The organism is Anaerocolumna sedimenticola (assembly GCF_009931695.1).
Taxonomy (GTDB): Bacteria; Bacillota; Clostridia; order Lachnospirales; family Lachnospiraceae; genus Anaerocolumna; species Anaerocolumna sedimenticola.
The window spans coordinates 2,781,744-2,796,799 of the sequence record NZ_CP048000.1; the positions used below are offsets into that span (position 1 = coordinate 2,781,744).

Consider the following 15,056-nt stretch of genomic DNA (forward strand, 5'->3'; position numbering starts at 1 on the left):
TCCTAAAATTCATTAAAGTCTTGCTGTGCATTATGGATTGCCGGGCGTTTATCGCTTTCCGGCACAAGCGTTGGTTTGCCTTGAGGCTTTTCAATGTAACCGCCGAGAACTTCTTCAAAGCGTTTTTTGCCAAGCAGAGAGGTCATGGCGGTGATGCCCAGGACTTTGCGTTCGTATGGGTCAAATCCCGCCGCGCTGACTGCGTCAGCTACCGCCGCCTCGTCAGTGTATCTGCGGTTGGAGCGGCCTTCGACCAGTTTCCACCCGTTCCACTGCTTGCCGCTAAGGGCAGCCTGCAGGGCGTAATCCTTGATGTCATTGGCCCAAGAGACCAGGCCGTCGATTTTGCCAAGGATATCCTCAACCTCGTCATCCTCCAGCAGAGGAGGAAGCTTGAAGTCATATCTGGCGAGTTCCAGGTTGTGTTCGGCTCTGGCGCGGCAATCATGCTTTACTTTGCAGAACTGGCACCATTCGCCGCACTTAAATTTCCCGTCACCGGCGTAAGCGAGTTCTGCTGCCGGTTTCAGGACTTCCTCAGCCCATTGGTATAAGGATTCCTTGAATACCGTATGGGTGGATACGTTGTCGCGCCTGGGTTGGTAGATGGTCATGGAAACCGTATCGATATCATAGAGACACTCGAAGATTTCCAAAGCACCCAACGCGTACAGTATCATTTGCGGATTGCCCTCCGCTTCTACCAGCACTCCTTGCCCGTGTTTATAGTCCACGATGTGGAGCGTACCGTCTGCGATAACCAAACAGTCGCCGGTGCCAAAGCCGCCCTCAACGTATTTGGAGAAGTCGAGCCGCTGTTCAATGAGGACAACCGGGTCAGCGCAGGTCTGCTTTGCCGTTTCCACAATTTCGAGGATGAAGGCGGCATAGCCGTTGGCGCAGTCCTCCATCTCTTCGTTGTAGTAGGTAAGGTTGGCGGTTGGGTCTTTGGCACGGATACCGAGTGCGGTCTTCAACTTATACTCGCAGAGTGCATGGGCGTCCGTTCCTTCGGCGGCATAATCGCTGCCCGTATCCTCATAACTCTCGCAAAGCCTTGCGGAAGGCGGGCAGTTTAGCCACCTGTGGGAAGAGGAGGCGGAAAGGAGAGCATGCTTACCCATTTCCCAGCACCTCGGCTTCCGCAAGCAGTGCCGGATATTCTGAAGGGTTGATTTCCGACAGCTTCGCGGCACCGTGCATTTCCAGCAGAGCGCGGACTTCGGCGGTATGACCGGCACGGCTCTTTTCCGCAAGCACAGCCCTGACCACCTCAAGGGTTATGGGCTTTTCAGCCGGAGCAGAGACTTCCGCTTTTGGCTGATCCGCATCCTGGACATCCTCATTACCTCTGAATAAGTCTGCAAGCGACTCTGATATGCTGATAAGGGCTTCGCCGCAGCGCTTTAGTTCCGTTACCGCAAGGGACAGTTCACTCATCTTGCTCATCCGATTTTCCTCCTTCAGCCTTTTGTTCGTCTTGCCGTGAAAGCATCGTCAACTTCCGGGCAAGGCGTTTTGACACCACGCTGATTGCCGTGAGGACATCCGCCAATTCCTCGTCAATCTCACGGTCTCGGCATTCGATGTCGGTTTGTTTTGCTTGTGTTTCCATTTTTGAACCTCCGTTCCGAGGGCTGTTTCACTTCCCTCACCTTCCACAGGACAGAAGTTGAAAAGTTGAGTACTTGTTTTAGGAATTTTCTTTTTTGGCTCTGCCCTCTGATATCCCCAGGACACCAGAGGGCGTAAGTCCAAGATCAGATAAAGTCTTTGAGGCGTTCGCGCAGCTGGGCGAACAGCTTTGTTTTCCTTTTATTGATGGCTTTCTGCGATAGGCCGATATCGTTGGCAATTTCCCGCTCGGATTTGCCGATGCTGAAGAGTTCCACGATCCTGCGGTTGTCCGGGTCGAGTTCTTCCAGGGCTATGTACAGTTCTTCCAGGAGCAGCTTGTCTGCTACGAGTTCGGCGATGTCAATGGTGTCGGCGACATCGAAACCCTCTTCGGTGAACTTGTCCAGTGAGAGGACGCTGCCTGTCCGTTGCTTATCGCATTTGCTGCAGTCGCCAGTGCAGCGTTTTGTGCCGCCCTTGCCATTGCTGATAACACAGCGCTTTTCACGTTCCCTCCGCTTGCGTTCTGCCCATGCCGGACGCTTGTAAGCACGGTAACTTTCTTCGGTGACGGGGATTTGTTGTTCGTTGATTTCAATGTGACGTTGTTGATTTTTCATACTGATTTCCTCCATAGATTGACAATTTTTGTGGTTCGTGTTATAGTGAATAAATAGGAATTAGTAGGAACGACTCTTATTTCAAGCAACAAAAAAGCTGATGCCAGAGCTTCCGGCATCAGCTTAATTCCAGAGGGGTTTGCGTCGATATTGAGCGGTGTTTACTCCTCATTTGCATGTATTTACAATGAATTGCTTATGAGTTACAAGGGAGTAAAACTATGACAAGACTGTGTTTTGGGACGTTTGCACAGATTCTCCGTTTGTGCAAATTAGATAATGTCACCGATCCAATTCTTGTTGGAACGATGACACGGACAGTAGACCCTGGCTGCCAATATATAAATAGCGATAATGCAACTGCTGTATCTCGACTGATTAGTTGTGATGGCAATCTTTCAAGTGGGCGTATGAGCGGACGTGGTAGTGGCGCATTAAAAAAGCCTGGTGAAAGTATCAGCAACGTCATTAATGCTGCGCAGAAAGCTAACAAAGAGGACGTAGTGCAAAAATTTAGGGAAAATGTATTGTGCTTGCTTGACGAAGACAAAAAAGAGCGAGTTGTACTCGCTTTGTTTGATGTTATTGAAAGGGACTCATTCCTTGACGATGAAAAGAAATTAAGTTTTGAAAAATACCTCGGTATAACAAAAAACGCCCTGCTTTCACAGGGCGAAGTTGCGTTGGATGAATTGTTGGCAGGTGTTTTCCTTTATACCGTCGCCGCAGGGGTAGTGAATACGGTTGGCAAGGAAACAGTTAAGGGAATAACACCAGATTACATAAATGGGCTGATAAACACGAGGAGAATTAAGATAGTTGACCATATATCTAAGGAAATTCATATTCCTTCAAATATATCTATAGCTCAGGAACCTTACTGTGTTACAAAAGATAATTCCTTTGACCAGCAAGTTGATGAGTTGGAAGAAATAATGCGCCTTATTGTAGATAGTCTCGGTAAGAATGCAAAGAGACAGCCAAGTAGCGATGATTGGCGGGCTTTTTATCTCGCACTTGAAGAGACAGTTCGCTTAGGACGGTCTCAAAGTTGTGCCGCTGGAGAATTAAAAACTTTCATTGACAACATTACGAGTCTTTACAAAGACTGGGAAGAAATAATGATAAGGCGCAGTTCAAATCTGCCAGTCGATAATGCCAGTGAAGTATTTGGAAAAATTGTAAAGGAAGTGGATTGTTATATAACGTTTAGGGATTTCTTATCGGAGCCACTGACCGAAACAATCCCGGTGAAGGCGAAACCGAACTTTAAAGCGTATCTACGGAACGCTAAAGACAAATACAGCATGATTAAGACGTTACTCTACAATGATCAGCCTAAGCCGTTTTATGATTTTTATGTCTGCAACGATATTGAACGCCGTATTTCTGTCCCAGGGAAATTCGGTACGTCATATAAACTATCCAGAATCGGGAATGTTACCGTAAAATCCCTTTTGGAATGTTCGCGATTTGTGATTCTTGCTGGAACTGGCGGTCTCGGAAAGTCTATGATGATGCGCCATTTACTGCTAAACTCGGTCGAGAATTATTCCGATATGCTAATGATCCCTGTTTTCATTCCACTTAAAGATTTTGATGAGACGGTTGACACCTTGTTTGAGTATGTCTTTTCAAAAGTCATAAGCCTTTGCAATGAAATTACGGAAGAGCAATTTGAAGAAGTGCTGAATCAAGGCAAATGCCTCTTGCTATTTGATGGGTTGGATGAAATTGGATCGACTTATGCAAAACAGTTTGAGCGTGAGTTAGAAGTGTTTACAGACAAGTATCCGGAAAACTGTTTTGTTATATCTTCACGCCCATATCAGTCATTTATTTCATATTCGCGTTTTACAGTTTTGCAGTTAAAACCCTTTTCTAAAATGCAGGCATTAAAGCTGATTGACAACTTGGAGTTTAGGCCAGATGAGCCGATTATAAAAGAAAAATTCCGTAACGAACTAAACGACAACCTATATCGCACACATAGCACTTTTATCGAGAATCCTTTGCTGCTAACCATCATGCTATTAACTTTTGAGCAATACGCTGAAGTGCCATCAAAGATGCACGTATTTTATAGGGAGGCTTTTGCCGCCCTGTCTGTAAAACATGATGCAAGCAAAGGGGCATATAAACGCACACTAAAAACTGGATTGACCGCTGATAAATTTGCCGATTATTTTGCCGAACTGTGTTCGCGATCTTATTATGATGAAAAATTCGAGTTAACTGAAGAGGAGTTTGTGAAGTATTACAGTTTATTAAAAGAGCGGGAAAAAGCTAATGACAGAACAACTACTGCAAGCGATTTTCTATATGATCTTTGCTCCAATATGTGTCTTATGTACTTTGAGAGTGGGAAGTATCACTTTACTCACCGGTCGTTTCAGGAGTATTTCTGTGCCTTATATTTTTCAAAACAAAAGGATAAGAACCTTGAAAGTATCGGAGATTTTTTCGAGAATCGACATAGCCGGATGTATGGAGATAAGACCTTCAACATGCTGTACGATATGATCTCCGATAAGATAGAGGAGTACATATTTTTGCCGTTTTTATCCGGACTTTATGAGCGATGCGATGATGAGGAGGGATACTGGACATTCCTTGAAACGATATATCCCAGTCTGAGTTATGAGAAGGGTGAAACTAACGAATTCATATCGAATTCCCCACAATCATACCTTTTCGATTTTATTAAACAGCTTAATGGACGATGGGCAGTAGATTGTAATGATTTTCCACACTACGACTCGTTGGTTAGGACTGAATACGTTTATGTTATTGACGAGAATGAAAGTCAAACTTTAGTTGATGCTGATGATGTGGGATGGGACTATAAAAACGAATATGGTATACCAGATATTGTTGGTCGGGTGTACGAGTTTGATGTTGAAGCTGTACGTAAAAAACCAACTGAATATAAAGAATTGTTAGATTGCCTTGATAATGACCAATTTGCCTTAAAAGAGGAATATGTGGAGATGAGGAGGTATCTTGAAAAGCTGCAAGCAAAGCAAAAGCCTACAGGTGGTAGCCTGTTTGACTTGTTTTAGCGGTGTTTTTATAAATTGCACAAATTACTAACAATGATCTCGATTAAAAAATATGGTAATCCTTATAACCGTAGTGTATTTTTTGCACGTGAATCACAGGGTCATTCCAAGAGGAGGAACAATAATGACGAACGAACCTGAAAAATGGTCGAGCCTTGAGGAGATTGCCGAGCATCTCGGCGTTAGCAAGGACACTATCCGCAACTGGATTAAGAAGGGTGTTATCCCCTATCGCAGAATAGGTAGACAATACAAGTTTAAGATATCTGAAGTAGATGCTTGGGTGGATAGTGGTAAAAGTGCTGATATTGAGTAAATAAATGTAAACCATTGTAAACGAGGGGGAAATATATGCAAATCCTTGATAATGTGAATAAAACCGTCAAAGATGACTTGGCGGCAACAATATCGAAAGGTGATAAGCTTTCGATAGCTGCCGCTTGTTTTTCAATATATGCTTATGAGGCGCTTAAAAAGCAACTGAACAGTATTGATGAGTTACGCTTTGTGTTCACCTCACCAACATTCCTGCAAGAGAAAGCCCCAAGGCAAAAGCGGGAATTTTATATTCCACAGCTTAACCGAGAGCGTTCCCTGTATGGTACGGAATTTGAAGTAAAACTTCGTAATGAACTGACTCAGAAAGCAATTGCCCGTGAGTGTGCTGAGTGGATTCGTAATAAGGTTAGATTCCGTTCCAATGTTACTGGCGGAACCATGGGAAGTTTTTTAAGTGTCGTTAAGCCTTCTGAAACAATAGCATATTCCCCATTGAATTCATTCACGACCTCAGACTTGGGTTGCGAACGCGGCAACAATATAATGAATCTTGTCAACCGAATTGATGCGCCTCTTGCAGATGAATATGTCAAAATGTTTGAGCAAATCTGGAATGACAAGAATCTGCTTCAAGATGTCACCGATCAGGTTATTGAGGGCATAACTGCTGCATATAACGAGAATTCTCCTGAGTTTGTTTACTTTGTCGCTATCTATAACATTTTCAATGAATTTCTATCCGACATTAGCGAAGATGTATTGCCCAACGAAGCTACAGGATTTAAGGAAACAAAAATCTGGGGAAAGCTGTACGATTTCCAGAGGGATGCTGTTCTCGCTATTATCAATAAGCTTGAAAAGTTCAATGGATGTATTCTCGCAGACAGTGTTGGTTTAGGTAAAACCTTCACTGCTCTTGCCGTTATTAAGTATTATGAGCTTCGTAATCGTAATGTACTTGTACTATGCCCAAAGAAACTCGGTGATAACTGGCTAACATTCAAGGAAAATTACCTTAATAATCCTATAGCTGAAGACCGCTTACGGTATGACGTTCTATACCATACCGACTTATCCCGTGAGAGAGGGTTCTCTGGAAGTATAGACCTTGCGAAACTCAATTGGAGCAATTATGACCTTGTCGTCATTGATGAGAGTCATAATTTCCGCAATGGCGGCGACTATTCGGGGCGTGGTGATAATAAGCGAGAGAACCGTTATCTCACATTGCTGAACAAGGTTATTCGCCAAGGCATAAAGACAAAGGTGCTTATGCTTTCGGCGACTCCTGTAAACAATGGTTTTTCTGATCTGCGGCACCAGCTCGAACTTGCTTATGAGGGCAACCCAGAGCTAATAAATGACAAACTGGACACCGCAAAGCCGATTGACGTTATATTCCGCAACGCTCAGACTGCCTTTAATAAATGGAGTAAACTCGATCCCGAGGAGCGCACAACCGAAAATCTTCTGCGCTCTCTGGACTTCGACTTTTTTACTATGCTCGACAGCGTGACAATAGCTCGTTCGCGCAAGCACATAGAGAAATACTACAATACGGAGGCGATTGGCAAATTTCCTGAAAGACTTAAGCCACTTGCACTGCGCCCTAAGCTGACCGACCTACCCACGGCAATCGACTACGACGAGATTTACGACCTGTTAATGAAGCTAAACCTCGCTGTATACGTTCCGACCGATTTTTTGCTTGATAGTAAACGGGCTAAATATATAGACCCGAGTGTTAACATTGACCGTGCCGGACGTGAAAATGGTATAAGACGTTTAATGTGCATCAATCTCTTAAAGCGGCTCGAAAGTTCTGTTTACTCGTTTCGTATTACACTTGAACGTGTGAAGATGTTGATAGACGGCACCATTGCTACCATTGACGATTATGAAAGCGGAAGCAAAAAAATAATTAATACACAGGAAATTTCCGAAAGTGAGTTCGACGGAGATGACCGCAACACTGATTTCTTCGAGAACAGCGGCAAGAAGGTAGATATTGATCTTGCCGATATGGACTATGTATCGTGGCGTGAAAAATTATCGGAGGATTCGGATATTCTCGAACTTCTGACGATGATGATTCAAGACATTACGCCTAAACACGACACAAAGCTACAGGCCCTTATTAACCTGATGGCTGAGAAAGTCCAGAACCCGTTTAATGCAGACAATAAAAAGGTGCTAATTTTTTCGGCATTTTCGGATACAGTGGATTACCTCTATGCGCAAGTCGCACCATATATAAAAGAACGGTTTGGGCTTAACGTGGCTATGATAACTGGTACCACCGATGGCAGGACTACCGTGAAACTGCCACACACAGATATGAATACAATACTCACGCTTTTTTCACCGGTATCAAAGGACAAAGCTCTGCTTATGCCTAACAACCCCAATGAGATAGATATACTTATAGCAACAGACTGCATATCTGAGGGTCAGAACTTACAGGACTGCGACTACTGCGTGAATTACGATATACATTGGAACCCTGTACGCATTATTCAGCGGTTCGGGCGCGTTGACCGTATCGGAAGCCGCAATGAAACAATTCAGCTTGTCAACTTCTGGCCTAATATCGACTTGGACAAGTACCTTGAATTAAAAGGACGCGTGGAAACTCGTATGAAAGCGTCGGTTATGACTTCTACAGGTGATGATAACCCGATTGACCCAGAGGAGCAGGGAGACCTTGAATACCGTAAGGCGCAGCTTGAACGCTTGCAAAACGAAGTTGTGGACATTGAGGATATGCAAAGCGGCGTCTCGATTATGGATTTAGGGCTGAATGAATTCAGGCTTGACCTACTCGAGTATGTTAAAAACCATGACAATTTGGATAAAGTCCCGTTTGGTCTTCATGCTGTCGTAAAAGGTAATGAGGATACGCCAAATGGTACAATATTCATATTGAAGAATCGAAACGCAAATATAAACCCACAGAACAAGAACCAATTGCATCCATTTTATATGGTGTACGTCCGCGATGGTTCTGTGATTCATATCGACCACTTACAGCCGAAAAAGTTGCTTGATGCTTTTCGCCAGCTATGTAAGGGAAAATCGGAACCAAACTATGAACTCTGTGGGCAGTTCAACGCCGAGACAAAGGACGGAAGGAATATGCGACATTATTCAGACCTTCTGTACTTTGTCGTAAAATCCATAGTAGATCTAAACGAGAACGACTCACTCGATGGCTTCCTTTCCGGCAAACAGATATCTCTTGCTGCAAACACGATTGATGGTCTGGATGACTTCGAACTGGTTTGCTTTGTGACAGTGAAGTGAGGTGTTTTGATGTTTGGATTGCCGAAATCGACTGAGATAAATAAACCGCTTCCGAAAAAAGCGGTATTTGATAAGTTCAAGCTGAATGCCAATGACCGAAAGTTATTTGACGATCAAATAAGCCGCCTTGCGATAGTTTCGGAGATTTCCCCTCAGACGGTGAGCATTGCAGCGAGTGAGGATGTTCCTGCAATATACATCATTCTCGTCACTTTGAAAGTGGCTGATTGTGATAAGAAGAACATCGCGCTTTTATCAAAGCTGATCGACCAACGTATGCTGTTTGCCTTGCAATACGAGGATTCGATGCGTTTTGCCGTATACCGTGCGGAGCGTGTACTTATGTCAGATAGCAAACGTCTTAATGATTGGGAGCTTAACTTACGAGGACTTGGCCTCGGTGCAGTATGGGAGAACATTATAGCTGATTTTGCCGGAATTAACCTCACGGGTGCAAAAGGCCTCGATGAATCTATTATAGCGAATGAACGTAAGGAAAAACTGACAAAGCAAATTGCCACACTTGAAAAAAAGGCAATGGACGAAAGACAGCCACGCTTCAAATGGGAGTTGGTACAACAGATTAAGAAACTGAAATCGGAATTGGAGGGATTGCAATGAGTGATAAGGTAAATGGTTTTGATATAAGTAAGATAGATGTATCATCTCTTATAAAAAATATTGATTATTCGGCTTCGATGCCGAAGTTTACGCAGCCAGCTATGCCGGAAATAATTCCGTATGGCAAATTACAACTTGAAGAGCAACAGGAATTCAAGAAACTCTTTCAAGCTTATCAGGAAGAGAGTCTTCGTGTACTCCGAGCGATAGAACAAAACACAGCCAACCTTTACACACTTGTTGATTTAATCAGTAAAAATAACGAACAGCAAGATGAACTGATAGCTATTATTGCAGAAGTTCTTACAATAGCAAAAGCAAAGAGTAAAAAAGAGGCTGAGTCAACATATACCAAGGTTATGGGAAGGATAACGCAAACTGTTAAAGATGCTGAGACACTCGCAAAAGTTGCTGGATACGCCACAACCGTTTGGCAGTTAGCTCAGCCGATAATCGATAAATTACCATTTTAGGAGGACACCAGAATGAATAAATATGAAAAACTTGCTATGTGCACCTCAAGTCTTGCCGACAACAACTTCGCTGTACTTGCCAAACTATTTCCCAATGCTGTCACGGAGATGATTGATGAAAATGGCACAGTTGTCCGTGCCATCGATGCGGACGTGCTGTCGCAGGAGATAAACACTCGCGTAGTAAGCGGTAAGGAGGAACGCTACCAGTTCACCTGGCCGGACAAAAAGAAATCTGTGCTTTTGGCCAACTCGCCGATTGCTGCTGCTTTGCGTCCATGCCGCGAAGAAAGCGTGGATTTTGACACAACCGAAAACCTCTATATAGAGGGTGACAACCTCGATGTACTGAAGCTGCTTCGAGAAACGTATCTCAACCGTGTGAAAATGATATATATAGACCCACCTTATAACACTTCGAACGATTTCATCTACAATGACGATTTCTCTGAGGACACCGATGCATTTTTGAGCCGCGATGGACAGTATGATGAACAAGGCAACCGCCTTGTGAAGAATCTTGACAGCAATGGGCGTTTTCACACCGACTGGTTGAATATGGTTTATCCGAGGTTGCGCGTGGCAAGGGACTTGCTGGCGGATGACGGGGTTATATTTATTAGTATAAGTGAAGAAGAAGTACATGCAATGAAGACAATTTGCAATGAGATTTTTGGTCAAAGTAACTTTAGGAATACAATTTTTACCCGTCGATATGATAAGAATTTGAATCGACAGTTCATGGAACAAGGGCTTTTTTCAATGAATACTGGCCTGGAATATATTTTGATGTATTCAAAGTCTCCGGACACTAAATTCAATCCTGTTTTCCGTGAAGCAAGCGAAGAAAGAGCTGCCACTGGGTATTGGAAGGGCTTTTGGAATGATGCAGACAGACCAACTATGCGATATGATATTCTTGGAGTGATGCCAGAAAGTGGTCAATGGAAATGGAAACATGAAGTTGCTAATGAAGCTGTTGAAAATTACATTGAGTATGTTAAGCATTATCAATCTACTATGACATTGGAAGAATATTGGGAACACACCGGCAAAACGAAGAAGTTTATTCGCAGAAATCCAAATGGAAATGGAAAAAATAAGGGCGTAGAACACTGGGTTGCACCTGCCGAGGGAATATTGCGCAACACTAACTGGTCCGATTTATTAGCATCAAAACCAACTGGTGTTGATGTTCCATTTGATAGTCCTAAAAATGCTGAAGTCCTTCTTGAATTAGTCAAGTTATCTAACGTTGAAGATGACGGAATAGTCCTCGATTTCTTTTCAGGCTCAGCTACGACCGCTCATGCTGTAATGCAGCTTAATGCTGAAGACAGCGGCAAGCGCAAATTCATAATGGTGCAATTGCCAGAAGTCTGCCCGCCTGACGGTGAAGCGGCGAAAGTAGGCTATAAGACTATATGCGAAATCGGCAAAGAGCGCATACGTCGTGCCGGTAAGAAAATCAAGGAGGAAAACAAGGACAAGCCCGGTATTGAAAATCTTGACATCGGCTTTCGCGTTCTCAAACTCGACAGCAGCAACATGAAGGATGTGTACTACAAGCCGGAGGAGTATGCACAAATGAGTTTTGTCCTCGACGATTTTATCGACAACATCAAAGAAGACCGCACGGATGAGGATTTGCTATTTCAGGTTATGCTCGACCTGGGTATACCGCTATCAAGTAAAATTGAGCAAGACGGCAAAGTCTTCTATGTTGATGACAACTACCTAATTGCGTGCTTTGACAAGATTGACATAGCTCTTATCACAGAGATTGCCAAACGTCAGCCATACTACGCTGTGTTCCGCGACAGCAGTTTCACCAGCGACAGCGCACTCGTCAACTTTGAGCAGGTGTTCAACACCTACAGCCCAAAAACGATAAGGAGGGTGCTGTAAATGAAGTTCCAATTTAAGGTACAGCCTTTCCAGACCGAAGCCGTTGAAGCGGTCATTCGGGTGTTTAAGGGTCAGCCGAACCACAGTGAGAGTAAATACCGCCTTGACCTCGGCAAGCGCAAGGGACAAATCGAGCGCAATTTCGAACAGGGCAACTTGTTTGGTGAGACCGATGAGCAAAAGCGCAAGCGGCTTGCGGACAAATACTATAACACGAAAGAAGATTTGACTGCAGAAGAAATCGAAATTCTCGAAGCCGCCTACCGCAACGCCGACGTGGAACTCACGCCACAGCAATTGTTGAAAAACATTCGCGAGGTACAGACGGCGAACAATATTAAATACTCGACGGAACTTGCCGCCGGGCTTGGCGCGGTGTCGCTTGACGTTGAGATGGAAACAGGGACGGGCAAAACATATGTCTATATTAAAACAATGTTCGAACTTCACAAAGCATACGGGTGGAGCAAGTTCATAGTGGTTGTGCCAAGCATTGCTATTCGCGAGGGTGTGAAAAAATCTTTTGAAATAACGCAAGAACACTTTATGGAGCAGTACGGCATCAAGGCGCGGTTCTTTGTGTACAATTCCTCGAACCTTCACCAGCTCGACGAGTTTTCACAGAACAGCGGTATCAATGTAATGATTATTAATACGCAGGCGTTCAACACCACGATGAACGAGGAGAAGAATGTCGAGGGCCGAAGCGGCAATGAGGCGGCGCGCATTATCTACACCAAGCGCGATGAATTCGGCAGTCGCCGCCCTATTGACGTAATAAAGGCAAACCGTCCGATTATCATTTTGGATGAGCCTCAAAAAATGGGTGGTGCAGCAACGCAGAACGCACTGAAAAAGAACTTTAACCCGCTGTTCAGCCTAAATTATTCTGCTACCCACAAGACCTCACACAACCTCGTCTATGTTCTGGATGCACTTGACGCATTTAAGAAAAAGCTGGTTAAGAAGATAGAGGTTAAGGGCTTTGAACTAAAAAATCTTGGAGGCACGAATCGCTATCTATATCTTGCCTCCATTGTCATAGATCGCAAGAAGCCGCCTCGCGCTCGCTTGGAGTTTGAGGTTAAGTACAACACAGGCATCAAGCGAGAAACGCACCTGCTCAATGTAGGTGATAGCCTGTACGTCGAATCAAAGGGGCTTGAGGAATATAAGGGTATTTCAATCGCGGAGATTGACCCCATTCGTGCTATGGTCACATTCTCCAATGGAGCAGTGCTGGCAACGGGCGAGGCAAGTGGAAATGTCAACGAGGACGATATTCGCCGTATCCAGATTCGGGAAACGATCATTTCCCACTTTGAAAAAGAGGAAAAGCTGTTTGAGCAGGGGATCAAGTGCCTTTCCCTTTTCTTCATCGACGAGGTAGCGAAGTATCGTCAGTATGGCGAAGACGGTGAAGAAATTCTCGGCGAGTATGGGCGCATATTCGAGGAAGAGTACAACGCTGCGCTGAGTGAGCGGCTGACGCTATTCCCTACAGCGTATCAAAATTATTTGCGTGGTATTGAAACCTCCGAAACGCACCGCGGCTACTTTTCGATTGACAAGAAAGGTCGTGCCGTAAATAGTACTATCAAGCGCGGGAGCGAATTTTCGGACGACATCTCGGCGTATGACTTGATATTGAAAAATAAAGAGCGGTTGCTATCCTTTGACGAACCCACGCGGTTTATCTTTAGTCACTCTGCCCTGCGTGAGGGCTGGGATAATCCGAATGTGTTCCAGATATGCACATTGAAGCACTCTGACAATGCAACGGCAAAACGTCAGGAGGTCGGACGCGGCCTACGTCTGTGCGTGAACAGCTCAGGCGAACGGCAGGACGTTGACGTCTGCGGCGAAACCCTTGTCCATAGCATGAATTTGCTGACGGTCGTCGCCAGTGAGAGCTACGCCGGATTTGTTGCCGATTTGCAGAGTGAAATCAAGTCCGATCTTTACGACCGCCCGACTAAGGCGAGCGTGGATTACTTTGCGAACAAAACCGTACAAGTTGGCGAAGATACGCATACCTTCACGGTTGCAGAAGCCACTGCCGTTTATAACTACCTTGTCCGCAACGACTATATTAACGACAACGGCGAAGTGACGGATACCTACCGTGTTGCTGCTGAGTCAGGCAGTTTTGCTCCAATGAAGTCGGAACTCGCGCCACTTGCCGAGAACATCCATAAACTCGTTCAGGGTATCTTTGACCCAAGTGTCCTGAAAGACATCGCTGTGAACGGCCACGAAACGAAGGTCAAGGACAACCCACTGAACGATAACTGGAAAGACTTCAAGGAGCTGTGGGAACGTATCAACAAACGGTATGCCTATACTGTGGAGTTCAACAGCGCGGAACTGATAACCAAATCTATCTCTGCCATCAACACTGAACTGCGTGTGGCTCGTCTGTCATATACCCTCACCAAAGGCGAGCAGAAAGGCACCGACTTTAATATTGAGAAAACCGAAACAAAGAAACTCGACCGCACACAGGGTAGTTTTGCGGATTACGACATTATTGGCAAGATTGCCGAGGGTACAACACTGACTCGCCGTTCGGTAGCAGCGATACTCATGGGGATAAATAAGGATAAGCTTTGGTTGTTCAGGGCTAACCCTGAAGAGTTTATCACAAAAGTGGCAAACATCATTAATAAGCAGAAAGCCTCGGTTGTGGTGGAGCATATTACCTACGTCCCGAGTGCAGAGGAACCGTACACTCAGGACATCTTCAATATGAGCCGAGCTTCAGATGAATATGCTAAGGCATTTAAAGCAAAACACGCCATTCAAGACTATGTGTTCACGGACGGCACAGCGGCTGATAGCATTGAGCGCAAGTTTGCAGAAGATTTAGATGCCGCTGACGAAGTAGTTGTCTACGCAAAGTTGCCAAGGGGGCCGCGCGGCTTTTATATCCCTACCCCTGTTGGCAACTATTCACCAGACTGGGCGATTTCATTCAAGAAAGGTGCGGTGAAGCATATTTTCTTCATCGCCGAAACAAAAGGTACAATGGACAGCCTCGAACTCCGCCCGATTGAACAGGCGAAGATCTCTTGCGCAAGGAAGCTGTTCAATGAAATTAGCACCACTGGTGTGAAGTACCACGATGTGGATAGCTATTCAAGCTTGTTGAATGTAATAGAAACTCTTTAATG

At 44.7% G+C, this 15,056-nt stretch carries 11 protein-coding genes; 7 read left to right on the top strand and 4 right to left on the bottom strand.

Annotated features, from left to right (window positions below; genetic code table 11):
• Positions 1–2 precede the first annotated feature (2 nt).
• From Ana3638_RS12315 to Ana3638_RS12330, 4 genes are all read right to left on the bottom strand, one after another.
• Positions 3–1,124, bottom strand: a complete 1,122-nt coding sequence (locus tag Ana3638_RS12315) for a DUF2800 domain-containing protein (RefSeq protein ID WP_161838293.1) — start codon at positions 1,122–1,124, stop codon at positions 3–5.
• Positions 1,117–1,449, bottom strand: coding sequence for a DNA ligase (locus Ana3638_RS12320; protein WP_161838294.1), 333 nt, complete (start codon positions 1,447–1,449; stop codon positions 1,117–1,119). Before Ana3638_RS12320 ends, Ana3638_RS12315 begins: the two co-directional genes overlap by 8 nt.
• A complete protein-coding gene (locus tag Ana3638_RS12325; protein WP_161838295.1) occupies positions 1,433–1,615 on the bottom strand; it encodes a hypothetical protein in 183 nt (60 codons plus the stop codon). Before Ana3638_RS12325 ends, Ana3638_RS12320 begins: the two co-directional genes overlap by 17 nt.
• A 145-nt stretch (positions 1,616–1,760) precedes the next feature.
• Positions 1,761–2,237: an RNA polymerase sigma factor gene (locus tag Ana3638_RS12330; RefSeq protein WP_161838296.1), complete on the bottom strand. Its 477-nt coding sequence runs from the start codon at positions 2,235–2,237 to the stop codon at positions 1,761–1,763.
• Positions 2,238–2,458: 221 nt separating this feature from the next.
• On the opposite strand from Ana3638_RS12330, the gene Ana3638_RS12335 reads away from it, so the two are divergent.
• From Ana3638_RS12335 to Ana3638_RS12365, 7 genes are all read left to right on the top strand, one after another.
• Positions 2,459–5,299 (top strand): NACHT domain-containing protein, encoded by a 2,841-nt coding sequence (locus Ana3638_RS12335; protein ID WP_161838297.1) that lies wholly within the window; start codon positions 2,459–2,461, stop codon positions 5,297–5,299.
• A gap of 124 nt (positions 5,300–5,423) precedes the next feature.
• Positions 5,424–5,615 carry a helix-turn-helix domain-containing protein gene (locus tag Ana3638_RS12340; protein ID WP_161838298.1) on the top strand — a complete coding sequence of 64 codons (192 nt, stop codon included), beginning with the start codon at positions 5,424–5,426 and terminating at the stop codon, positions 5,613–5,615.
• Positions 5,616–5,650: 35 nt separating this feature from the next.
• Positions 5,651–8,881 (top strand): helicase-related protein, encoded by a 3,231-nt coding sequence (locus tag Ana3638_RS12345; RefSeq protein ID WP_161838299.1) that lies wholly within the window; start codon positions 5,651–5,653, stop codon positions 8,879–8,881.
• A gap of 9 nt (positions 8,882–8,890) precedes the next feature.
• A complete protein-coding gene (locus Ana3638_RS12350) occupies positions 8,891–9,502 on the top strand; it encodes a DUF4391 domain-containing protein (RefSeq protein WP_161840537.1) in 612 nt (203 codons plus the stop codon).
• Positions 9,499–9,975 (top strand): hypothetical protein, encoded by a 477-nt coding sequence (locus Ana3638_RS12355; RefSeq protein ID WP_161838300.1) that lies wholly within the window; start codon positions 9,499–9,501, stop codon positions 9,973–9,975. Before Ana3638_RS12350 ends, Ana3638_RS12355 begins: the two co-directional genes overlap by 4 nt.
• A gap of 12 nt (positions 9,976–9,987) precedes the next feature.
• Positions 9,988–11,883 carry a site-specific DNA-methyltransferase gene (locus Ana3638_RS12360; RefSeq protein WP_161838301.1) on the top strand — a complete coding sequence of 632 codons (1,896 nt, stop codon included), beginning with the start codon at positions 9,988–9,990 and terminating at the stop codon, positions 11,881–11,883.
• The gene (locus Ana3638_RS12365; protein ID WP_161838302.1) at positions 11,884–15,054 is read left to right on the top strand and encodes a type III restriction-modification system endonuclease; all 3,171 of its coding nucleotides are present in this window, start codon (positions 11,884–11,886) and stop codon (positions 15,052–15,054) included.
• The last annotated feature ends 2 nt before the right edge of the window (positions 15,055–15,056 follow it).